Raw genomic sequence first — 21,519 nt, forward strand, 5'->3', positions numbered from 1 at the left:
AGAACCGCATGCGAATTGACGCGCAACGGCGCCGCTCAAATATTCTTGCTGCTGGCGCACGCCTGCTCTTACGCCAAGGCGATGCTATGACCTTAGAGGCAGTGGCGAAGCGAGCAGGTGTTGGCATCGCCACGGTCTACCGCCACTTCCCCACCCGAGCAGCGTTGGTCGATCAGATCCTTTTGGATATCGCCGTACAAGGCATTAGCGATCTGGAGCAGCTCGTAGAGCTCGAACCGAAGACAGCAGCCGAAGGTGAGGCGATGCTGAGCCGTTTGCTCACCTTGATTAACACCATCGGTCTCAACGCGGTGATCCCGACGCTGCTTAGCGCCGAGGAACACGAACTCAATCAGGCTTCGCTCGATGCGAGGGCAAGGTTGCTGGAGTTGCTCACGCAGGTGGTACAAGAGCTTAAGGCTGTCGAGGTCATCCACCCCAGTATTGAGGCCTTGGCCTTTTATAACGGCATCGTGCGCCTATTGGGCAGCCACGATGGTGGCGTTCACTCCGATTTAGAGGCAGACCAGCAAGACTTGTTGAATATTTTTCTTGCAGGGTGTCGCCACGGAGTGGCTGCCAAGGCTGTGCAAAGTTAGCCCTGTTCACAGCCCCGCGCCTACACTATGCAGCCATGCGCACTTTGACGATTATCTCCGGCGGTCTTGGCGAGCCATCCAGCTCCCTCGCACTTGGCAATACGATTGCCGAGGCCGCTCAGAAGGCGGTGCAAGGTTGCGGCTCTGATCTTGAGGTGCATGCATTAAGCCTTAAAGATCTTGCCTTCGACCTCGCACACTGCATGACGCACAATGGTGAGCTCACACCGGCGCTGCAGCGTGCGATCCAACAGGTGAAGTCTTCCGACGCTCTCATCGCCGTAACCCCTGTGTTCAAAGCCAGCTACTCCGGGCTGTTCAAAATGTTCTTCGATGCCTTGCAGCCTCAAGACATCAAACAAATCCCGGTAATCATCGCTGCAAATGCAGGCTCCCAGCGTCACGCCTTGGTGCTTGAGCACGCAGTCCGCCCACTGTTTAGCTACCTCAAAGCAGCGATTGTTCCCACGGCAATTTTGGTCACCCCTCAAGACACCACCGAAGAAGCCCTGCCCGCGCTGAATAACCGCATCCACCGAGCAGCTAATGAGCTCGCTATGTTGATGATCCCCGAGTACCAGAAGGGCACGCATCAAATCTGATGCTTGAAGCGCTTTCTTTTTAAACGCCATGAGCCCTCAGCCACGAAAGGCTGAGGGCTCACCTATTGGGTGTATGTCTAGGAGGCAACGAGGCGTTGGACGTAGTCCACCAGCGCGTGTTGCTCCACCATTTCTTGGGTGTGCTCGCGAAGGTTCTTCACCGCGACAACACCTTGTTCCAATTCCCGATCGCCGACAACAAGTGCGCATGCAGCGCCGGCTCGGTCGGCGCCTTTCATCGCGCCTTTTAGGCCACGATCGCCAAAGGCCATATCGCAGCGGATCCCCGCTGCACGCAAGGTGTTCAGCATTGGCATCAGGGCACGCTTGGCGTCTTCGCCCATGGCCACGCCGTAGACGTCGACTCGGGTTTGCCGGCCAAACTGCTTGTTTTCTGCTTCTAGAGCAAGCAGGCAACGATCCACACCGAGGGCGTAGCCAATACCGGAAAGTTCCTGGCCACCCAGTTGGGCCATGAGTCCGTCGTATCGGCCGCCGCCACCAATGCCAGATTGTGCGCCAAGCCCATCGTGGACGAATTCGAAGGTGGACTTGGTGTAGTAATCCAGGCCGCGCACCAGTCGAGGATTAATGGTGAAGGCGACGCCGAGATCCTCAAGCACGCCGGTGAGCGTTTCGAAGTGCTGCTGGGATTCCGGGGAAAGGTGGTCCACCATCAGTGGTGCATCGGCGGTCATTTCCTGAACTTCGGGGCGCTTATCATCGAGCACGCGAAGCGGATTGATCCGGGCACGCTCTTTGGTCGCCTCATCGAGTGGGAGTTTGAATAAGAATTCCTGCAGTTTCTCGCGGTAGGCAGGCCGGCAGCTTTCATCGCCCAAGCTTGTTAGCTCCAGGCGGTATCCTTCCAGGCCGATGGCGCGAAGGCTTGCGTCGGCAAGCGCAATAACCTCGGCATCCAAATAAGGATCGTCGACGCCGATGGCCTCAACACCAACCTGTTGGAGTTGGCGGTAGCGGCCAGCTTGAGGGCGCTCATAACGGAAAAATGGCCCGTAGTAGCTGAGTTTGACGGGTAATTGGCCGCGGTCGAGGTTGTGCTCGATCACTGCGCGCATCACACCTGCGGTGCCTTCGGGGCGAAGAGTGACAGAACGATCGCCGCGGTCGGCAAAGGTGTACATCTCCTTGCTCACCACGTCGGTGGATTCGCCGACGCCGCGGGCAAACAGGTGCGTATCTTCAAACACCGGCAGCTCGATGTGCTCGTATCCCGCCAGGTGCGATTGGTGCGCAAAGGTATCGCGTACCTGCAAAAAGGTAGGCGATTGGGGCGGCAGGTAGTCGGGCACGCCTTTGGGGGCGGCAATGGTGGGGAGCTTCTTCGCGTTAGTCACGCCGACTATCTTAACGCCCCGGAAATTTTCCATCGTTGGCAGGCTTAAGCAAGGGTGTTTCGCTCAGGCCTGCGACACGAGCTTAGGGGCGCATCGGTGTGTTCAGGCTCGTTCTACTTGAGTGCTTGGAGGAAGGGGTTTTGGGCAAATTCCGCGCGTGCCGTCGTTGCTGCGCCGTGGCCGGGAAGAATTTGCAGCGCCGGATCAAGTTGCAACACTTCCGCGCGCAGCGTCTCCTGCATCGCCGCTGGGTCTGATTGAGGCAGGTCTGTGCGCCCGATCGATCCCTGGAATACGACATCGCCGCTAAAACATAGCTGTTGGCCTACAAAGAGCACCGAACCGGGAGAATGTCCTGGTGCATGGCGCACTTCAAAGGTCTGGCCACCAAGTTCGATGCTCTGGGCGTGCTCTAGATATCGCAGATCATTGGCTTGAGGCATTGATGCTGCCTCGAAGAGCACCTTCGACTGTTCAGAAACCCCGTCCCCGGCCTCAAGCATGAAGGCATCATCAGCGTGGATCCACACAGGGGCACTCCAGGCATTAGCCAACGCTGCTGCGTCCCGGGTGTGATCGATATGGCCGTGGGTTAACACGACTTGTTCAAGCGTTCGGCCCTTTTCGCGCATAAATTGCTCGACGACGGGCTGCGCACGCATCCCGGGATCTATGACGGTGAGCTTGGCGCCATCATCGATGACGTAGCAGTTGGTTTGGTACGGTCCTGCGACGAATCCGAGAATATCCACCTTTGCCACTGTAGCTGTATGGCGCGTCAGGCAAGAAGAAAACGAGAACACCCCGACGCCATCGAAGGCGTCGGGGTTGCTCCCTAGGGTGTTTTGGATGCTTATGCTAAGGCATCCACGGCGGCGTCATAGTCGGGCTCAGTGCCGATCTCTTCTACCAACTGTGCATGGAGTACAGCACCGTTTTCATCGGCTACGACAACGGCGCGAGCCATCAAGCCTTCCAGCGGAGAGTCCTGCAACTGCACGCCGAAGTCTTGGGCAAAGCTCGTGCGGAAACCAGATGCGCTGACGACGTTGTCAATGCCTTCTGCACCGCAGAATCGAGCCAGTGCGAAGGGAAGATCCTCGGATACACACAGCACGACGGTGTTATCGAGTGCCGCTGCTCGCTGGTTAAACTCGCGAACACTGGCGGCGCACACGCCGGTGTCAATCGAGGGGAAGATATTGAGCACCAGGCGCTTGCCGGCGAAATCTTTGTTGCCGAGTTCCTTAAGGTCGGTGCCGACGAGGGTGAACTCGGGAAGCGTGCTTCCTGCTTCCGGGAGGTTGCCGTTGGTGTTTGCTTCGTTGCCTTGGAAATGTGTCAATGCCATGTGCCAAGCCTAGGTGCTGTGCTGGTATCGCGCCACCTCTAGCTGGCACTTATCTCCAAAAAAGATCCCCACCGATGGTGATTCCCGATCAGTGCCTTCTGCTGCGCCACGCGAATAGCCCGAGTGATGCCTTCTTGCTTGAGCTTTAAGGCTATGCTGGGTGGGCATTCTTGCCCGGGTAATTGCGCCAAGCGCGAGTGCCTGTGGATGGTAATCAAGTAGAGGAGTTGACAGTGAGCAACGAACAACGCCGCCGTGAGGCGATGGAAAAGCTCGAACATCAGGTAAAGCGTAATGAGCGTAAACAGGGACGTTCGACGCCCATGGCCATTGGTGGCGTTGCTGCCGTCGCCGTGTTGTTGGTTGGTGGTTACTTTGGTTACCAGTACTTCAACGAAGAAGAGGAAGAAACCCCTCAAAGCAATGTGTTGGCACTGAGCCGCGAGACTGCTCTCGGCGATACCGTCGACTGCCAGTACCCAGACGCAGGCGAGGCCGCAAAGAAGGTAGATAAGCCAAAGACGAAGGACGTCGCTGCCACGGGCACGGTCAATATCACCTTTGACACCACCGCCGGTGAGATTCCGCTGAGCCTGGATCGTGCGGTTTCTCCTTGTACCGTCAATGCCATCGAGCACCTAGCAAAGTCTGGTTTCTACGATGACACGGTCTGCCACCGTATGGTCACCGAGGGTCTGCACATCTTGCAGTGTGGCGACCCCACTGGCCAAGGCACTGGTGGCCCGGGCTTTAGCTTTGCCAATGAGTACCCCACCGATGAGGCTGAAGATCAAGCAAGCCCCGTGGTGTATCCGCGCGGCACGGTGGCCATGGCTAATTCCGGCCCGGACACCAATGGTTCACAGTTCTTCTTGAACTACGGTGACTCTCCCCTGCCTCCTGCCTACACCTACTTTGGCAAGATCGAGCAGCCCGGCCTCGACACCCTTGATGCCGTAGCCGCCGAAGGCGTTGATGGTGGCGGTAGCGAAGGCGCTCCGAAGAAGGAAGTGAAGATCACCTCCGCGAAGGTGCAGTAGCTTTTTCAAAAAAACACAACGCCCCAAGCATCATTCTCGGTGCTTGGGGCGCTGTCGTCCTTAGCCGCCGGCGGTGACGCGGTAGACGTCGAAGACGCCTTCGATGTTTCTCAGTTGGTTCATCAACGTGCCGAGCTGCTTGGTGTCTGAAACAGAGAAGGTGAAACGAACGACCGCCACGTGATCATCGGCGGTGTGGGAGTTCATCGCCACCACCACTACGCGCTGCTCATTGATCACGCGGGTGAGATCCATCAGCAGGCCATCGCGGTCGAGCGCTTCGAGCTGCAAGGTGGCAGCAAAAGCGGTGCCGCCGCCTTCTTGGGCCCAGGAGACGTCGATAAGCCTTTCTTGCTCCTCTTTGAGCTTCTTGGCGTTGGTGCAATCGACGCGGTGTACCGATACGCCACCGCCGCGGGTGATAAAACCGAAGATTTCATCGCCGGGCACGGGCATGCAGCACTTGGCGAGCTTGGCCAGCACATCGGGGCTTCCCTGTACCAACACTGCCTGCGAGTTCGTGCCCTTGTGTTCGGGGTGCACCAGCTCGCTCAGCGGGGTGCGCGAGACGAGCGTATCTACGGCATCATCGGCATCACCAAAACGTGCCATGAGCCGGTGTGCCACATTCGCTGCCGAGACATTGCCCGAACCGATCGCGGTGTAGAGCGAATCAATATCGGGATAGTGCAGCTCGGTGGCAACCTGCTTCATGGTGGAAGCGGTAAAAAGCCTGTGCATGGGCAAGCCACCACGCTGGACTTCCGCCGCCAGCGCATCGCGGCCGGCTTCGAGGTATTCGCCGCGACGTTCCTTGGCAAACCACTGACGGATCTTCGTCTTGGCTCTAGGCGAAACCACGAAGTCACGCCAATCCTGGCTCGGGCCGGCGTTCGGGTCTTTGGAGGTGAAGATCTCTACGCGGTCACCGGATTTGAGCTTGGATTCCAGCGCGACCAATTTGCCATTGATTTTCGCACCGATGCAGCGGTGGCCTACCTCGGTGTGAACGGCGTAGGCGAAATCCACCGGTGTGGAATCAACGGGAAGATTGACCACATCGCCTTTGGGGGTAAACACAAAGATCTGCTTCGCGGTGAGGTCGTAGCGCAGGCTATCGAGGAACTCATTGGGGTCCGCGGCTTCTTTTTGCCAATCCAGCAACTGGCGCATCCAGGACATCTGATCAATTTCAGCCTGATCACCCTTGGAGCCCTTGAGCTCCTTATAGCGCCAGTGCGCCGCGATGCCGTATTCAGAGTTGAAGTGCATCTCGTGGGTGCGAACCTGCACCTCGATGGGTTTGCCACCGTTGCCCATCACCGTGGTGTGCAGCGATTGGTACACGCCAAATTTTGGTGAAGAAATATAGTCTTTGAAACGCCCCGGCATCGCCGAGTACAAAGAGTGCACCACGCCAATGGCTGCGTAGCAATTGTTCACGGTGTCGACCAGAATGCGCAGGCCAACCAGATCAAAGATCTCGTCGAAGTCTTTGCCGCGCACAATCATCTTTTGGTAGATGGACCAGTAGTGCTTCGGCCTGCCCATCACCTCAGCATCAATGTGATTGTCTTTTAAGGCCTGCTGAAGTTCTGCAGAAACTTCCTTGAGGTAGCGATCTCGCGAGGGGGCGCGATCGGCCACCAAGCGCACAACCTCGTCGTACTTCTTGGGATAGAGGATGGCAAAGGAAAGATCCTCCAACTCCCATTTCACGCTGGCCATACCAAGACGGTGCGCCAGGGGCGCAATCACTTCGAGGGTTTGGCGCGCCTTCTTTGCCTGCTTTTCAGGGGGCAGGAAGCGCATGGTGCGCATGTTGTGCAGTCGGTCGGCAACCTTGATGACCAACACGCGCGGATCCTCGCTCATCGCCACGATCATTTTGCGGATCGTTTCCGCCTCAGCGGCGGCACCGAGTGCGACTTTATCGAGCTTCGTAACGCCGTCGACAAGCCTTGCTACTTCCTCGCCGAAATCCTTGGTGAGGTCTTCGAGGGAATAGTCGGTGTCTTCCACCGTGTCGTGCAAAAGCGCCGCCACCAAGGTGGTGGTGTCCATGCCAATTTCGGCTGCAATCGTGGCAACCGCCAACGGGTGCGTGATGTACGGATCGCCGGACTTGCGGAACACCCCTTCATGCAAGCGCTCTGCCGTGGCATAGGCGCGATCCAGCAACTCGGCGTCGGCCTTCGGGTGAAATTCGCGGTGAATCGCCATCAGTGGCTCAAGCACCGGATTAATACGCACGCGTGTGCCCGTAAGACTCCGAGCCAAACGCGCCGACATGCTCCGCATGGTGGTTGGCTGTTTTTGCGTCTTCTTCTCCACCGTCACGCCCAAGCTCCTTCCCGCTATGTGTGGCAAATGAGCGCATCTACTCCGCGTAGATGCGGCCTTCGTTTCCTTATGCCCTGCTGTGTTGCTACCACCGTGTGGTGGCACACAGCGCTCAAATCGCCACTATTTCCTTATTGCTTTGGAGCTAACTTTCAGTTGCTTGCTGGTTTACCACGTACAGGGGCACATCCCCTAGACGTTCTCGGCCGCCTAAACCGGCTACCTCTAACACTACGGCGCAGCCCACTACCTCACCACCACATTGCTCAATCAACTTAATGGCCGCGCTTAAGGTGCCACCGGTGGCCAGCACGTCGTCGACGACCATCACGCGCTTTCCATCAAGATCGAGGTTTTCAGCGGGCAGTTCAAGGGCTGCCTTGCCGTATTCAAGATCGTAGCTTTGGGTATGCACCGGTGGAGGCAACTTGCCCTTCTTGCGGATAGCCAAAATGCCGCTATCGGTGCAATACGCCACTGCTGAGCCAAGCAGGAAGCCACGGGCATCCAAACCGCCGATCAGATCGACCTCGGCTTTCGCCGCTTCGGCAGCGACGTCGTCGATAATCAAGCGAAACGCCTCAGGATCAGCCAGCACCGGGGTGAGATCTTCAAAGAGCACACCTTCGACGGGGAAATCAGGCACCAGGCGTGTTTTTTGCTTGAGTGCGTCAATCGCGCTGCTATATCGAGGTTCCTTGCTTGTCATCTTGGGGTCCGTTTCTTCCTTTTGGTGGGTTCTACGCCTGGTGCTCATTGTGGTTGATCAAAAAAGAGGGCTTATGGCTGCTTGCTGCTCCAGCGATCCATATTCCAACCAACGCCGGCGGCATTGGTGTTGGGCACAACGTGCAAGACATCGCGGTCATACATTTGCACCCGCGGTTGGGTTGCTAGTGGCACGGTGCTGATCGTTTCCCAGGAGTCGGCTTCGTCTTTGCGCAGGCCTTCGATGTCTGCGCTCGACTTCGCTACCCCGCTAAAGTCACTCACTGGGTCTACCGCCAATAGCAGCGCGTCCAGGGTGGCATTGGGGTGATAGGCGCCGGTGCCATCTGCCCCAACCCAGCGCAATTGATCAAAGGTGCCGCCCTGCTTGGAGGCATCCACGATTTCGATCCCGGCGGGCTCACAGGACTTGGCAATCGCCTTGACCATATCGGCCTTGCGCTTATCCGGTCCGGTATAGCCAATATTGATCGTGACGCCTTGGAGGGCCTTCGCCTCATCGATATTGGTGCGCAGGTGCGGCTCTGTGATGTCTTTGAGCTGCGATGCCGATGGGTCGCCTGCCCGAAGCATCCGAGTTACCACCGGGGTCACTGCCACGCCACTGGCTTTTTCGGAGGCTTTGGCCACGGCTGCTTGGTCGATACACGCCGCGAAGGCTTTGCGGTTTTCTGCCGTTGCAAACACCCCCGTATCCGAAAGCAGCAGAGAATCCGTCATCACGCCTTCCATCGCTGCGACTTCTACTGGGCGTTCTACATTGTCGCGGTCAAGCCACGACAGTTCATTCAAGCTGGTGGTATCGGCAACGCGAAGCACGCCATCCTTGCGCAGTTGTTGCAGATCAGATCCCCTGGGCCACACCACTAACTCTGGTTCCTCAGCAGGTGCGCCGGCGTAGTACTCGTTGCGTTCGAGGACCACCTCGCCTTGCTCGCCAACTGAGCGGATCTTATAAGGCCCGAGGCTTTGTTGCAGCGAGGGATTGAAATCTTCGAGCTCATAGCCCTTATTCCATGCCTCGGCGACTCCTTCGAGCATCCCCCATTGCTGATTGATTAAGGCAGCATTGAGTTCTTCCATGCTCAGCCCGGCTTCCCTGGCAATCGCGTGGGCAGGCAGGAGTGTTCCAGCGGGGAAAATCTGGCGCCATCGAGGACCAAAGCCCTGTTTGAACACCACGTCCACCACCCGGCTATTGGGTTGGCATTCCACGCTTTCCACTTCGTTCATCAACGGCATGTAGGAGTGGAATAGCGAGGGCATGGTTCCAGCGCGGAAAGCGAGCAGGAATGAGTCGCAGGTCAAAGCCGCACCATCGGAGAACTTCGCCTTCTCGTTGATCTTGAACTCAGCGCGTTGCTGCACTCCAGGAAGCAGGTGGCCTTCTGCTAGGTCGCGGTTTGGAATCCACTGCCCTTTTGGCCCTTGGGTAAAAGGTCCTGGATACAGTCTGCTGCTTAAGGCCTGCGCATCGATGGACGCCCCCAGGGAGCTACCGGCGTTGGTGGTTTCTAGTGGCGAATCCACGGCGTAGCCGAAAAGTTCATTGCTTGGGGTGTCTCGACCTTCGGGTTCATCGTTGCCGCATGCTTGAACGCTCAGGGCGGTAACAAGCGTTGTGGCCAAAAGAGCAAGCGAAGTGCGCATCCGGCGTGCCCGCGTGGAAGATGCCAATACGACAGTCACTAAGGGGCAACCACCTTTCTTTTCCCGGCCTCAAGGCCGTTGCAGTTGGTGCGCAACGTCTTGGCTAATGCGCATATGCGGTGAGCTTTCACAGCGCCGAGGCCGAAAAAGCTGCTACCACTTTTGGTGTGTTCAAGTCGTAGCCTAAGCGCTGTGCAAGCCATCGAAGCCTCCGCATGATAGCAATCCTGTTCAGTATAAAACCCAAAAGTTCTGCTTCCCGAATCAGGTGTAATCCCCTTGCACCACTTCGCTGTTGGCATATGCAAAACACCCCGCATAAGCGGGGTGAGATAGCAGGTGGCGTTAGCCTTGACCTGGGCGCCAGGTGGCTCCCGTCGACGGAGGCGTCTGAGGTTTCTCTGTGTCGAGACGATCGTGGATGATCGCTTCGTCGATAGCCTCATCCTCAGGGTCTTCTACATGCTCGCGGGCACGAAGCACCTGGGCGTTATGTGCCTTTACCTTCGCTTCGCGTTCCTTGAGCGATACCAGCAGCGGCGTTGCAAGGAAGATCGAGGAGAACGTACCTTCAACCACGCCGATGAGCTGCACCAGTGCAAGATCCTTCAAGGTGCCAACGCCCATGAGCCACACGGCCACCACCATCAGCGCAAGGATCGGCAGTGCGGAAATGATGGTGGTCGAAATCGAGCGCATCACCGTTTGGTTGACGGCCTCATTGGCTAGCTCACCATAGGTGCGACGGCGATTGCCCAGATAACCGGCGGTAAGTTCACGAACCTTGTCAAAGACGATCACCGTGTCGTACAGGGAGAAGGCAAGCACGGTGAGCAAACCGATCACGGTCGCCGGGGTTACTTCAAAGCCCACCAGCGAGTAAATGCCGGCGATCACCACAAGGTCCACCAGCAGCGCAAGCATGGCTGCTACGCCCATCTTCCTTTCAAGCCTGAGCGCGATGTAGATGAAGACCGCGGCTAGGAACACGCCCATGGCCAGCAGCATGCGGGAGGTGATCGTCGAGCCCCAGGATTCAGAGACGGTGGAATCACCAATGGCGTCCGGGGTTTGCTCCCCGGAGGCATTTTCCGGCTTGTACTGCTCGTAAAGGGCATTTCGTGCGGCATCAATTTGGTCTTGGTTGAGCCGCTCAGAGGTGATCTCAAGAATGCGGCTATCGCCCGCTCCAACGATCTGCACCTGCTCGGGCGTGATGCCAGTGGCATCCTCAAAGGTGCGTTCTACTTGCTGGGTATTGAGCTGAGCCGCAGGCATGTTCATCTTGGTGCCGCCAACGAAGTCAATACCGAGGCTGAAACCACGAATACCAATGGCGACAAGGCACACCAGCAAAATGCCCGCGGTAATGGCGTACCACTTCCGGCGTTGGCCAACGAAGTCGAGGCCGCCGTCGCCGGTGTAGAGCTTACTTAGCAGGTTGTTGCTCATATTTAACGCTCCTTTTCGGTGTCGGCTGCCTGAGCTTGTCGACGCTTCTGCTCACTGATTTTGAACATCCTGCCAAGACCGTTGGCGCTCGGGCGAGCAGTCCAGGGCTTTCTGGAGGCCAAGATAACCAAGGGAGCGGTAAAGAGGAATACCACGAACAAGTCGAAGAGCGTGGTCAATCCGAGGGTGAAGGCAAAGCCCTTCACCGAGCCCACGGCCAGGAAGTAGATCACCACAGCACCGATCAAGGTCACGGCGTTACCAGTAACGATGGTCTGCTTTGCACGATCCCAACCGCGTGGCACTGCCGAACGGAAGGTTCTGCCCTCACGCACTTCGTCTTTAATTCTTTCGTAGAGCACCACGAAGGAGTCAGCGGTGGTGCCGATACCAATGATCAAACCGGCCACACCCGCGAGATCAAGCGAGTAGCCGATCCAGCGACCGAGGAGCACCAAAGCTCCGTAGACCAAGGCGAAGGATGCGCTCAAGGCCACCATGGAGATCACGCCGAAGAATCGGTAGTTCACCAGCGAGTACAGCGCCACCAGCAGGACGCCTACTAAGCCGGCAATCAGACCGGCCTTTAAGGAGGCCGCACCAAGTGATGCCGGCACCGTGGTGGTGGTACCGCCGGCCTCGCCGTTTTCACCTGCAAAGCTCAGCGGCAGCGCACCATAGCGCAAGTTATTGGCCAGTTCCTGTGCCTGCTGCTGGGTGAAATCACCGGTGATGCTCGTGCCGGAGCCCACTGGGGTGGCCGAACGAATCACGGGAGCAGAAATGATCTTCGAGTCCAAGGTGATAGCTACCTGCTGGTTGAGGTAGTCGCTGGTCAGCTTGGCCCAAGTAGCCGAGCCCTGGTCACCATTATCGGACTTGAAGGAGAAGTTGATTTCCATCTCGCCGGTTTGAGGATTCAAACCACCATTGATTGGGCGGTTGGTGTCGATCTCATCACCGGTGAGGCGCTTGCCATTGGGCTCATCTTGGCCGATGAGCAAGGGACTTGGATCCAAGATGTAGATCCTTGCGCCGGCGTTCTCTCCCTCGGGGGCACAGGCCACGAGTGGCTTGGAGGGATCATCGGCACCCTGGAGCGGATCGGGCTTGCCAGGTTCGCATTGCATGAGGCTGCTCGCAGCGATCTGCACATTGGGATCAGTCGATTGGCGATCCTTCTTGAGCACCTCAAGGATTTCTTTTCGACGCTGCTCGGCCTCAATCGAGTTCGCCGGCTCCTCAGGCTCCTTGGCGCTCACCTTTTCTGGCTTGGCCTCGTCGGCGTTTTTGCCCTCAGCTTGTGCAAGCAAACGAGCCTGCTCTTTGAGTGCATTATTGGCCTGCTCAGGAGTGATAATGCCCAAGGACACCCAACGATTGGCCATGTCCACCATGTTCTTTTCCACTGCCGCACCATCTGGGTTTTGGGGCTGTGCAACCGGGCGGAAAAGCAACTGTGAGGTCTGGCCTAAGGCGCGCGCCTGGGAAGTGTCGGTGCCTGGGACAGTAATCACCAATGTCTTGCCATCGGCCACCACCGTGGCACCACTCACGCCCATGCCATTGACGCGGTTTTCAAGGATATTGCGTGCCTGTGCGAGTTGTTCATCGCTAGGATCTTGACCCTGTGGCACCAGCGTGACTCGGGTGCCACCTTGGAGGTCAATACCTAATTTAGGCTTTGGGCTGCCATCGCCGGTGAAAAAGATCAGTGCATAGATGACAGCAAGTACGGCAATAAAAAGAGCGATGGCACGTTTGGGCCATGTTCTCCATTTTGCCCCTGCGCGTTGTTGCGAAGGCAATGCGAATTCTCCCTTGTTCTTGCGCTATCCAGTAACGCCCGAGGAACCTGTACGCAAGCGCAGCTAGGGTGTCTGCACACTTGCGTGGGTTCCGGTGTTATCTCAACGGCTCATACTACGACATGACCTAAGATCCGCGTACACGCGTACCAAAGAAACACGCAATGGACATACAAAAAGCGGCTGTAGGTTTTAGTTTTCCTACAACCGCTGATGACACAAGACGTTGGGCTTAGCGCTGTGGCTGCTCGCCTGGATCCTGTTCGCTTTGCAGTTCAGCTTCTTCGGGCTGCGCTGCAGGCTGGGTGGCCTGCTGGGCTTGGACGCTATCGCGTTCCTCGCGGGTGAGGTTGCGAACAATCACTGCCTTCTCCCACACGCTGATGTTCGAAGGAGAGGTTTCGAGCTCCACGGTGGTCTCGTCGATGCCACGAACAATAGCGTGCAAACCGGAATTGCTAAGCACGTGATCGCCGATCACCAGTTCTTCTTGCACCTGGTGGATACGAGCCAGTTCACGGCGCTGACGGCGCTGCATCATCAGCGTTGGCAGGATCAGCACGACCAGCAGGAGGATCAGAAGTAAAAGATTCATAGTGTTCTAGTGTGCCAGATCCTTAAAGATCGAGCATGCCCAGGGTTCCCTCCGGTGGTTGCAGCCCGAGGTGCAACCAGGCTGCCGCGGTAGCGACACGGCCACGCGGTGTTCTTGCAATCATTCCGGCTCGCACCAAGTAGGGCTCGCAGACTTCTTCCACGGTGCTTGGTTCCTCACCTACGGCAATCGCTAGGGCATTCACACCAACCGGGCCGCCGCCGTGGCCACGAATCAGGGCATCGAGCACTGCCCTATCCAGGCGATCAAGCCCACGCTCATCTACATCAAAGACCAATAGCGCTGCTTTGGCCGCCCCAAGGTCGATACGCCCGTCGGCATGTACTTCAGCAAAGTCTCGAACGCGACGCAGCAGACGGTTGGCAATACGCGGTGTGCCACGACTGCGGGAGGCGATTTCGCGGGCGGCGTCATTGCTAATGCTCACGCCCAAGATATTCGCGGCGCGCAAGACCACCTTGGTCAGATCCTCGGTGGAGTAAAACTCCATTTGCGCAGTAAAGCCGAAACGATCCCTCAACGGGCCGGTGAGCATACCCGAGCGAGTTGTCGCACCAACGAGGGTAAAAGGCGCCAATTCCAGCGGAATTGAGGTGGCCCCTGGGCCTTTGCCCACAATCACATCAACCCGGAAATCCTCCATGGCCATATACAGCATTTCTTCTGCTGGCCTGGCCATACGGTGAATCTCGTCGATAAACAGCACATCGCCTTCCATCAAGTTGGAAAGCATGGCGGCTAGATCGCCTGCGCGCTCCAGCGCTGGGCCGGAGGTCATTCTCAGCCCTGCCCCCAACTCATAGGCAATGATCATTGCCATAGTGGTTTTGCCGAGGCCAGGCGGGCCGGAAAGCAAAACATGGTCTGGTGCTACGCCGCGGTGTTTCGCGCCACCGAGCACCAAATTGAGTTGATTGCGCACCTTGGGTTGGCCAATGAATTCCTCGATGCTTTTTGGGCGCAAGGAACTTTCAACATCGCGCTCACCGTCTTGCTGCGTGGGTTCTACGGCATCACGTTGTTGCGCAGGGCTGGGTTGATTCGCTGAGCCTGCGATGTTGAATTCAGTCTTTTCTATATTGGCCATAGTTGGCGGGTACTTCCCTTCTCCGCATTCCAAATATGCGCTTTAAGGCTCAAGCTTATCTTCTGCCCAAGACGTTCAATGTGGCATGCAGGGCTTTAGAAGCATCCAATTGCGGAGTTTCTTTGAGCACCGCATCTAAGGCGGGTTGAGCAACTTTTTCGCTAAAGCCGAGGCCGATGAGCGCTTCTAATACCGCTTCGGCCACTCCCGGCTGCGCGCCGGTTTGGACTGAAGCCTGTGTTGGGGCTTCGGCGCTGGCGTAATTGCCAACCTTATCTTTGAGGTCTACTACCATTCGCTCCGCGGTGCGTTTGCCTACACCGGGGATTTGTTGGAGGGCCTTGGCATCGCCGTTGCGGATGTGTTGGGCAATCTCCTCGCAGCTAAACACCGCCTGGGCAGCAAGCGCGAGCCTCGGGCCCAGTCCAGAGACTGACTGCAACAAGATGAACATCTCTTTTTCTTCCTGCTCCAGGAATCCATAGAGCAGGTGCTGGTCTTCTCTGATGACTTGGCTGGTGATGACCTTGGCTTCCTCGCCGCGCAGCAGGCGCCCTAGTGTTCGGGGGCTACACCACACCTCATATCCCACCCCGGAGCATTCAATAACTGCTCGGTCGAGCGCAATCTCGCTGATGGTGCCCCTTAGATAGGCAATCATGGTGCTTTCGCTTTCTTTGTCGAGTTGGTGGTTGGCTGCTGTAGCGCTATTTCAAGGTATTGGATCGGAGTCGCTGTTCGTATCCCAGTGTGGAGGCTCGCCAGCAATGGCATACCCCAAGGGCAAGCGCATCGGCGGCATCGGCTGGTTTTGGCGGTTCACTGAGCCCAAGAATGCGGGTGATCATTGCGGTCATTTGTTTCTTGTCGGCCCGACCATTTCCCGTCACGGCCTTTTTCACTTCGCTGGGGGTGTACATATGCACCTCCAGGCCACGTTGCGCGGCGGCCAGCATTAATACGCCAACGCCGTGGGCGGTATGCATGACGGTTGAGACGTTGCCTCGTTCAAAGATGCGTTCCAGGGCCACCACGTCGGGTTGGTATTCATCGAGCCACTCATTGACGGCCTCGCTGAGTTCTAGCAGGCGTTGGGTCAGTTGCTCGTTGCTCGGGGTTCTGACCACTCCTACTGCCACAGGTATGACCTGCCGGCCATGTCCGGCGTCTACTACTGAGAGCCCGCAGCGGGTCAGACCAGGATCTATCCCCATTACTCTCAGACCTTTGGGCATGAACTCACTTTCTGTGTGTGGCTTTGGGCGCTTGCGGCGCCACAATCCCTCTTAAATTAGCACAGAGTTGCGAAAACCGGGGTACCGAACGCTGTAGTCGGTACCCCGGTACGTGGAGTGCTAGGGCTTAATCTTCAAGCTCAGCGAGCACTTCATCACTCAGGCTCATGTTGGTAAAGACATTTTGCACGTCATCGGATTCTTCCAGCGCATCAATAAGGCGAAGAATCTTTCGAGCATCCGCTACGCCAAGATCCACCTCCACGGAGGCACGGAAATCTTGGTCGGCTTCATCGACTTCGATGCCTGCATCGCTCAGGGCTGCCTTTACTGCAACCATGTCGCCGGGTGCACACAGGATTTCGAACTTATCGCCTACCTGATTCACTTCTTCAGCGCCTGCGTCCAGCACGGCCATGAGTACATCGTCTTCGCTGAGATCGCCTTGCTCAACGAGGACTACACCCTGGCGGCTAAAGAGGTACGACACCGCACCGTTTTCGGCCATGTTGCCACCGTTTTTGGTCATGCGGGTGCGCACTTCGCTCGCGGCACGGTTGCGGTTATCGGTAAGGCACTCGATCATGACGGCCACACCATTGGGGCCATAGCCTTCATAAAAGATGGTCTGCCAATCAGCGCCACCGGCTTCCTCACCGGAACCGCGCTTGCGGGCACGCTCGATATTGTCGTTGGGAACCGAGGCCTTCTTGGCCTTCTTGATCATATCGTCCAGGGTGGGGTTGGCGGCGGGGTCGCCACCACCGGTACGGGCTGCTACCTCAATGTTTTTAATCAGCTTGGCAAATTCTTTGCCTCGCTTGGCGTCATTGGCCGCCTTCTTGTGTTTCGTAGTAGCCCATTTTGAGTGCCCTGACATAATTTCCCCTTCTATAACTGCGGTAATACGGAATAAAGTTTTGAACCGGCGCCATTATACGCCCGAGTGGCTTTCATGCAGGAAGCAGACCCAGGCGCGTCGGGCATCAACCAACCTGGTTTGGGGAATCCTCGCTATTGTCCAGCCCGGCGATCGGGATTTCGGCTTTGCCTTGGGCAAGCGTGCGGGTGAGCCCCTCTTGCGTTGTGACCGCCACTAAATCGCCCTGTTGATTAAAGATGCGACCATGCGTGAGCGCACGACCAGCGTGTGCCGAAGGCGAGACTTGATCGTAGAGGAGCCATTCATCAGCACGGAAGGGACGCAAGAACCACATCGCGTGATCCAGTGATGCCATTTGCACCGGGTGATTGGGGTGCGGCACCAATGAGGAGTGCAGCAAGGTCATATCCGACATATACGCCAAGGTGCAGACGTGGAAGGTTGGATCGTCGGGAAGCTTCGTTTTCGACTTAAACCACACCACCTGCTGGCTGGCGGTATAGGGATTGTGCTTGAAGTCTTCATCGGCCACCTTGCGAATATCCCAATCGCTCCACTCTTCAAGCACCACCCTGGAGCTTTTAGGAATCTGGTCCATATCCATCGTTACCGCTTCGGGCGCAGGCACTTCACGCATAAGGTCAGAGTGCTCGATGCCGCGATCATCGGTGCGGTGAAAGCTGGCCTGCATAACAAAGATGGTTTCCCCGTCTTGGATGGCGCGAACCTGGCGCGAGGCAAAAGACCTGCCATCGCGGATCCGCTCGACCAAAAAGACGGTGGGTTTACGAGCGTCGCCGGGGCCGACGAAATAACCATGCAGGGAGTGAACGGCTTTATCTTCGATCGTGTTGGTGGCTGCTACCAATGCCTGTGCAGCAACTTGGCCGCCGAAGGTGCGCTTGAAGTTAGAGGGAACGACACTGCCTCGGAAAATATCCTTATCAATGGTCTCAAGCTCAAGCACATCGAAAATTACACTCATACCTCTCGGCTTCCTTCCTCCACAATGACCCGCTCGATACAGGGCAATTGATCCAAAGCTTATCCAAGTACGCAGGGTTTATAGATAGAATCAGCCAGGTGCAAGCAATTTCCAATCGACGCTGGTGGTTTTTCTGGGTGCTCAGCCGCATCGCGGTAGTAGCACTGGCCCTCCGAAATCCCTGGACGCAGGGCGATCCTCAGTACTACTTTGAAGAACTCAGCAGCGGCGAAACACTTGCGCTTGGAGAATACCCAGCCGTGGCCGTGTGGCCTTTGCGTCTGCTGTTTTTGCTCAGCAAAGACAACCAGACGGCGTTTATCGTGCTGTTTAGCATCATGTGCCTGAGCGTGGACGCACTGATGTTCCACCTGGTGCTGCGTCATGCCACCAGCGCAGGGCCGAAGGCGTTTTGGATCGCCACCGGTGTGCTGATGCCGGAGGTGCTGCTGTGGCGCTTTGATATTTTGCCCGGAGTGTTCGTCGGCATGGCGGCCTTGTTCGGCTACCGCAAACGCAGCGCCATCCTGCTTGCCACGGCGGCGATGATGAAGCTATGGCCTTTTGCGCTCATTCCTGCCATTGGCGGGCGTTTATATTCACGCGCGACCAGGATGCAGATCGCTACTTTTCTGAGTACCGTCGCAATCTTAGGCTTGCTCACCATCGCCACCGGTGGTTTTGCGCGCCTGCTGAGCCCCTTTGATTATCAGGGTGCTCGCGGCCTGCAAATCGAGTCGGTGGCAGCTACTCCCCTCATGCTGGGAGCGCTGTTCAGCCCCGAGCGTTATCGGGTGGAGTACGCGGCGTCGAAAAGCTTTGAAATCACCGGGCCTGGCGATACTGCGATGCAACTGGTGTCTTCTTTACTCATGCTCGGTTGCGCCATCTTGGTGCTCTGGTGGCTTTGGAGCGTGCTGCGCGAGGGCGTGCGCAGCCAAGAACTGCAGGTTGCGTGGATGATTCTGGTGCTGCTGGTGCTGCTGTGCGCCAATAAGGTGCTTTCTCCGCAGTACCTGCTGTGGCTGGCTCCGCTGGTTGTGGTGGGGTATCTGCTCCAGTCACGCGGTACGGCAAAAACGCTGGCGCTGCTGTGTTTGCTCTGCCAGGCCTGCACCACCTTGGTGTATCCGATGACCTACGATCGAATTGATCATGTGCCTTTCGACGGTGCGTTTGCAGCGGTGATGCTGGTGTTAAGGAATCTCCTGCTTGTTGCCATGGTCGTCGTTGCGGCTGTCCACCTTCGCCAGCAGCGCGCGCGTGGCCTTGACCGAGACAGGCTCGGCGCTCATGCCTAGAAGGGCCGTGTCGAAGACCTCAATGCGACGTCTGGAAACCTTGGCGCTTCGGTGCCCTCATTGGGACAGGCTCAAACTTGAACAACGTTTAGCCTTTTCAAGTCAGCTACGAAGCTAGACTAAGCCTTTGTGAGCTTTTATAGCGTGAAGATGCGCGCCAGTAAACAGGGCGTCCACACCTCCGGGGCGGAAACGATCTGCACCGACCTCGAACAAGCCAATGCCATTGCCCAGGCATACCTGCTGCGCGCGATCAATCATCCCCACGGAAGCCCGGATGACTTCCACCTCAAGATCACCCAGATCCACGATCAGGTGCGCTTTGTGCCAAGGCTGCAAGTAGAAGAAATCCCCTGCGCAGACCAAGCCCAGGCACAACAATGGATGCTGCAGCAACTGGCAGATCTGCCAGCGGCACCCACTGCCATCGAGATGCTTTATGCCCTGCGGCGTCTACGGGGTGCAGCGCTTGTCGATGCCAACACCGGCCAACGCCTTGACCCGGATCCTCAACGAGGAGTGCGTGCTTCTACCTTCGGCAGCGCCCAGGCAGACCAGCCCGCGCACCCAGGCTCGAAGCAGTACCACAACGAGGCGCTTACCTTGGCCTCCAAAGTGGCAGCCTGCCCGCATATGGTGGCCGAATTGTGCATTTCAGATGACCCCACCTACACCACGGGCTACCTCGCTCGCGGTGGGGTGTACTTCCGCATCCCTCATGCCAAAGCCTTCGGGCATCCTTCTGGAGGTCGAGTTTTTATCATCGATGGCGGCAATAACCCACAGCAGCGTGCAGAGGAAGCACGCGCATTTCTTGAGCAACAGGCGGTGATGGTGCAATGACGCAACAGCACACAGGTACACAGCGCAGCATCGAGGCCTTCGCGCAGGCAAGCAACCTTGCCTGGCAAGCCCGCGGCCTTGAACGCCACGTCCGGGATTTTTCCAGCACCGAGCTTCAGTGCGAGATCAACGGCCAGCGGGTCTGGCAATTCGCCTCCTCCGATTATGCCGGCCTTGGCATGCACCCGGCACTGCAACGGGCTGCCCAAAACGCCATCGCTACCTATGGCACCACGGCTGGTGGCTCGCGGCTGACCACGGGTTTAGCGCTGCACCGCGAAGCCGAAGCCAAGCTCGCTGCGTTTTTCGGCACCGAAGATGCGGTGCTTTTTGCCACCGGCTTCCAAACAAACGTCTCCGTGTTGCAGGCCATCAGCGATGCTTCCTGCACGATTTTCTCCGATGCGCTCAACCACGCCTCGATCATCGACGGTGCCCGCATGACCAAGGCAAGCACCAAGATCTTTGATCACGGCGATTTCTCCGCTCTGAAGAACCTGCTCGAACACCACGCCAACACCTCACAAAAGCAGGCCATCGTGGTCAGCGACGCGGTGTTTTCCATGACCGGCGAGATCATCGACCTTCCGCGCCTGCGCAGCATTTGCCAAGAATTTGGTGCCTGGCTCGTGCTTGACGACGCCCACGGAGTAGGAAACCTCGGTGGCGGCAAGGGCATTCTGGGGCTTTATCCCCAGCGCTACGAAAATGAGATCGTTATCGGCACCGCCAGCAAGGCGCTCGGGGGCATCGGTGGCTTCGTGCTTTGCGGCAGCGCCCTTGGCCATCTGCTTCGCAACCGTGCCCGAAGCTTCGTCTTTTCCACGGCCAATACGCCCGCCAGCACCGCTGCCTTGATCGCAGCCCTCGATGTCCTCGACACCGACCCCGGCCCGCTGCAGCAACTGAGCCTGAATATCGACACGGCCTATACCAACCTTGGCCTACAACCCTCAGGGCCACGAAGCCCGATCATTCCAGTAGTCGTCGGCAGCACTGAACGCGCGCTCACACTCCACCAGCAACTTTTCCACCAGGGCTGGTTCATCCCGGCGATTCGCTACCCCACCGTGCCAGATGGCCAGGCGATGCTGCGGCTGACCATCACCGCTCGGCATCCGCGCGCGGTAGTAGCCGAGGCGTGTTCAGCAATCACCCAACTGCTGGGCGCATCCGACCTCTAGCACTCGGTGTATTCGAAGTACGCGGGTAACTGCGCTCGACCCCCAAGGCGGGTCAGGCGAACCAGGGGGCGAGTTCTTAACGCCCTCGTATCGGAAACTGCCTCGTTATAAAAACGGTGAGCAAGCTGCAGGCGCACCTCGGCGTCTGCCAATGGTGCCGGAGGTTGTTCACCAAACTGCGCGATAGCCGCAGAGATTGGGCGTTCTTTTTCAATGCGCTGGGCAAAGTGGTCGTACACCAAAGGAACCTGTTCGGCGGCATGGGCTTGGGCAGCAATATCGGGGATTAACACCGCAGCAATCGCTGCGCGCCGATCCAGTGCGGCTTGCAAAGACTGCAGCGCGGCATCGGTGCGGATATGAAGGCGATTGAGCCGCTGTGCTGTGAAATACGCCCACAAAAGCGCGATGGTGATGGCTACGCTCAGCAGCACCAGCAACACAGTTTGCATG

21 protein-coding genes are annotated in these 21,519 nt (G+C 57.5%); 6 read left to right on the top strand and 15 right to left on the bottom strand.

Annotated features, from left to right (window positions below; all coding sequences use genetic code 11):
• The first annotated feature begins 8 nt into the window (after positions 1-8).
• Both IEU99_RS00940 and IEU99_RS00945 read left to right on the top strand, forming a co-directional pair.
• Positions 9-599, top strand: coding sequence for a TetR/AcrR family transcriptional regulator (locus tag IEU99_RS00940; RefSeq protein WP_128889753.1), 591 nt, complete (start codon positions 9-11; stop codon positions 597-599).
• A 35-nt stretch (positions 600-634) separates the two neighbouring features.
• Positions 635-1,201, top strand: coding sequence for a CE1759 family FMN reductase (locus tag IEU99_RS00945; RefSeq protein ID WP_128889752.1), 567 nt, complete (start codon positions 635-637; stop codon positions 1,199-1,201).
• Positions 1,202-1,278: 77 nt separating this feature from the next.
• On the opposite strand, the gene hisS is transcribed toward IEU99_RS00945, so the two are convergent.
• From hisS to tpx, 3 genes are all read right to left on the bottom strand, one after another.
• Entirely contained in the window at positions 1,279-2,559 is a 1,281-nt protein-coding gene (gene hisS / locus IEU99_RS00950) for a histidine--tRNA ligase (protein ID WP_229718332.1), read from the bottom strand.
• 113 nt (positions 2,560-2,672) lie between these two features.
• On the bottom strand, positions 2,673-3,311 hold the full coding sequence (locus IEU99_RS00955; protein ID WP_128889750.1) for an MBL fold metallo-hydrolase: 639 nt from the start codon (positions 3,309-3,311) through the stop codon (positions 2,673-2,675).
• Positions 3,312-3,412: 101 nt separating this feature from the next.
• Entirely contained in the window at positions 3,413-3,910 is a 498-nt protein-coding gene (gene tpx, locus IEU99_RS00960) for a thiol peroxidase (RefSeq protein WP_128889749.1), read from the bottom strand.
• A 263-nt stretch (positions 3,911-4,173) separates the two neighbouring features.
• On the opposite strand from tpx, the gene IEU99_RS00965 reads away from it, so the two are divergent.
• Positions 4,174-4,950, top strand: coding sequence for a peptidylprolyl isomerase (locus tag IEU99_RS00965; RefSeq protein WP_128890811.1), 777 nt, complete (start codon positions 4,174-4,176; stop codon positions 4,948-4,950).
• Positions 4,951-5,010: 60 nt separating this feature from the next.
• Here IEU99_RS00965 and IEU99_RS00970 read toward each other — a convergent pair whose 3' ends face one another.
• The 11 genes from IEU99_RS00970 to IEU99_RS01020 all read right to left on the bottom strand — a co-directional run bounded on the left by IEU99_RS00970 (position 5,011) and on the right by IEU99_RS01020 (position 17,738).
• Positions 5,011-7,251, bottom strand: coding sequence for a RelA/SpoT family protein (locus IEU99_RS00970; protein ID WP_371869464.1), 2,241 nt, complete (start codon positions 7,249-7,251; stop codon positions 5,011-5,013).
• A gap of 187 nt (positions 7,252-7,438) precedes the next feature.
• Positions 7,439-8,002, bottom strand: a complete 564-nt coding sequence (locus IEU99_RS00975) for an adenine phosphoribosyltransferase (RefSeq protein ID WP_128889746.1) — start codon at positions 8,000-8,002, stop codon at positions 7,439-7,441.
• Positions 8,003-8,073: 71 nt separating this feature from the next.
• Positions 8,074-9,711, bottom strand: coding sequence for an ABC transporter substrate-binding protein (locus IEU99_RS00980; RefSeq protein ID WP_128889745.1), 1,638 nt, complete (start codon positions 9,709-9,711; stop codon positions 8,074-8,076).
• Between the two features lie 306 nt (positions 9,712-10,017).
• Positions 10,018-11,124 carry a protein translocase subunit SecF gene (secF, locus tag IEU99_RS00985; RefSeq protein WP_128889744.1) on the bottom strand — a complete coding sequence of 369 codons (1,107 nt, stop codon included), beginning with the start codon at positions 11,122-11,124 and terminating at the stop codon, positions 10,018-10,020.
• Between the two features lie 2 nt (positions 11,125-11,126).
• Complete coding sequence (gene secD, locus IEU99_RS00990) at positions 11,127-12,932, bottom strand: protein translocase subunit SecD (RefSeq protein ID WP_128889743.1); 1,806 nt, start codon at positions 12,930-12,932, stop codon at positions 11,127-11,129.
• Between the two features lie 232 nt (positions 12,933-13,164).
• Entirely contained in the window at positions 13,165-13,527 is a 363-nt protein-coding gene (yajC, locus tag IEU99_RS00995; protein ID WP_128889742.1) for a preprotein translocase subunit YajC, read from the bottom strand.
• Between the two features lie 22 nt (positions 13,528-13,549).
• Positions 13,550-14,635: a Holliday junction branch migration DNA helicase RuvB gene (gene ruvB, locus IEU99_RS01000; RefSeq protein WP_128889741.1), complete on the bottom strand. Its 1,086-nt coding sequence runs from the start codon at positions 14,633-14,635 to the stop codon at positions 13,550-13,552.
• A 55-nt stretch (positions 14,636-14,690) separates the two neighbouring features.
• Positions 14,691-15,296, bottom strand: a complete 606-nt coding sequence (gene ruvA / locus IEU99_RS01005; RefSeq protein WP_128889740.1) for a Holliday junction branch migration protein RuvA — start codon at positions 15,294-15,296, stop codon at positions 14,691-14,693.
• A 46-nt stretch (positions 15,297-15,342) separates the two neighbouring features.
• The gene (ruvC, locus tag IEU99_RS01010; RefSeq protein WP_128889739.1) at positions 15,343-15,870 is read right to left on the bottom strand and encodes a crossover junction endodeoxyribonuclease RuvC; all 528 of its coding nucleotides are present in this window, start codon (positions 15,868-15,870) and stop codon (positions 15,343-15,345) included.
• 127 nt (positions 15,871-15,997) lie between these two features.
• Positions 15,998-16,750 carry a YebC/PmpR family DNA-binding transcriptional regulator gene (locus IEU99_RS01015; protein ID WP_128889738.1) on the bottom strand — a complete coding sequence of 251 codons (753 nt, stop codon included), beginning with the start codon at positions 16,748-16,750 and terminating at the stop codon, positions 15,998-16,000.
• Between the two features lie 106 nt (positions 16,751-16,856).
• Positions 16,857-17,738, bottom strand: a complete 882-nt coding sequence (locus IEU99_RS01020) for an acyl-CoA thioesterase (RefSeq protein WP_128889737.1) — start codon at positions 17,736-17,738, stop codon at positions 16,857-16,859.
• Positions 17,739-17,836: 98 nt separating this feature from the next.
• Between IEU99_RS01020 and IEU99_RS01025 the strand changes: the two genes are divergently transcribed.
• The 3 genes from IEU99_RS01025 (at position 17,837) to IEU99_RS01035 (ending at position 21,066) form a co-directional block, all read left to right on the top strand.
• Positions 17,837-19,039 (top strand): glycosyltransferase family protein, encoded by a 1,203-nt coding sequence (locus IEU99_RS01025; protein WP_128889736.1) that lies wholly within the window; start codon positions 17,837-17,839, stop codon positions 19,037-19,039.
• 129 nt (positions 19,040-19,168) lie between these two features.
• Positions 19,169-19,882 (top strand): 6-carboxyhexanoate--CoA ligase, encoded by a 714-nt coding sequence (locus tag IEU99_RS01030; protein WP_128889735.1) that lies wholly within the window; start codon positions 19,169-19,171, stop codon positions 19,880-19,882.
• Entirely contained in the window at positions 19,879-21,066 is a 1,188-nt protein-coding gene (locus tag IEU99_RS01035) for an aminotransferase class I/II-fold pyridoxal phosphate-dependent enzyme (RefSeq protein WP_128889734.1), read from the top strand. Before IEU99_RS01030 ends, IEU99_RS01035 begins: the two co-directional genes overlap by 4 nt.
• Here IEU99_RS01035 and IEU99_RS01040 read toward each other — a convergent pair.
• On the bottom strand, positions 21,063-21,518 hold the full coding sequence (locus IEU99_RS01040) for a hypothetical protein (RefSeq protein WP_128889733.1): 456 nt from the start codon (positions 21,516-21,518) through the stop codon (positions 21,063-21,065). The genes IEU99_RS01035 and IEU99_RS01040 overlap by 4 nt on opposite strands.
• Position 21,519: the final 1 nt, after the last annotated feature.

Source organism: Corynebacterium pelargi (genome assembly GCF_014635485.1).
Lineage (GTDB): Bacteria > Actinomycetota > Actinomycetes > Mycobacteriales > Mycobacteriaceae > Corynebacterium > Corynebacterium pelargi.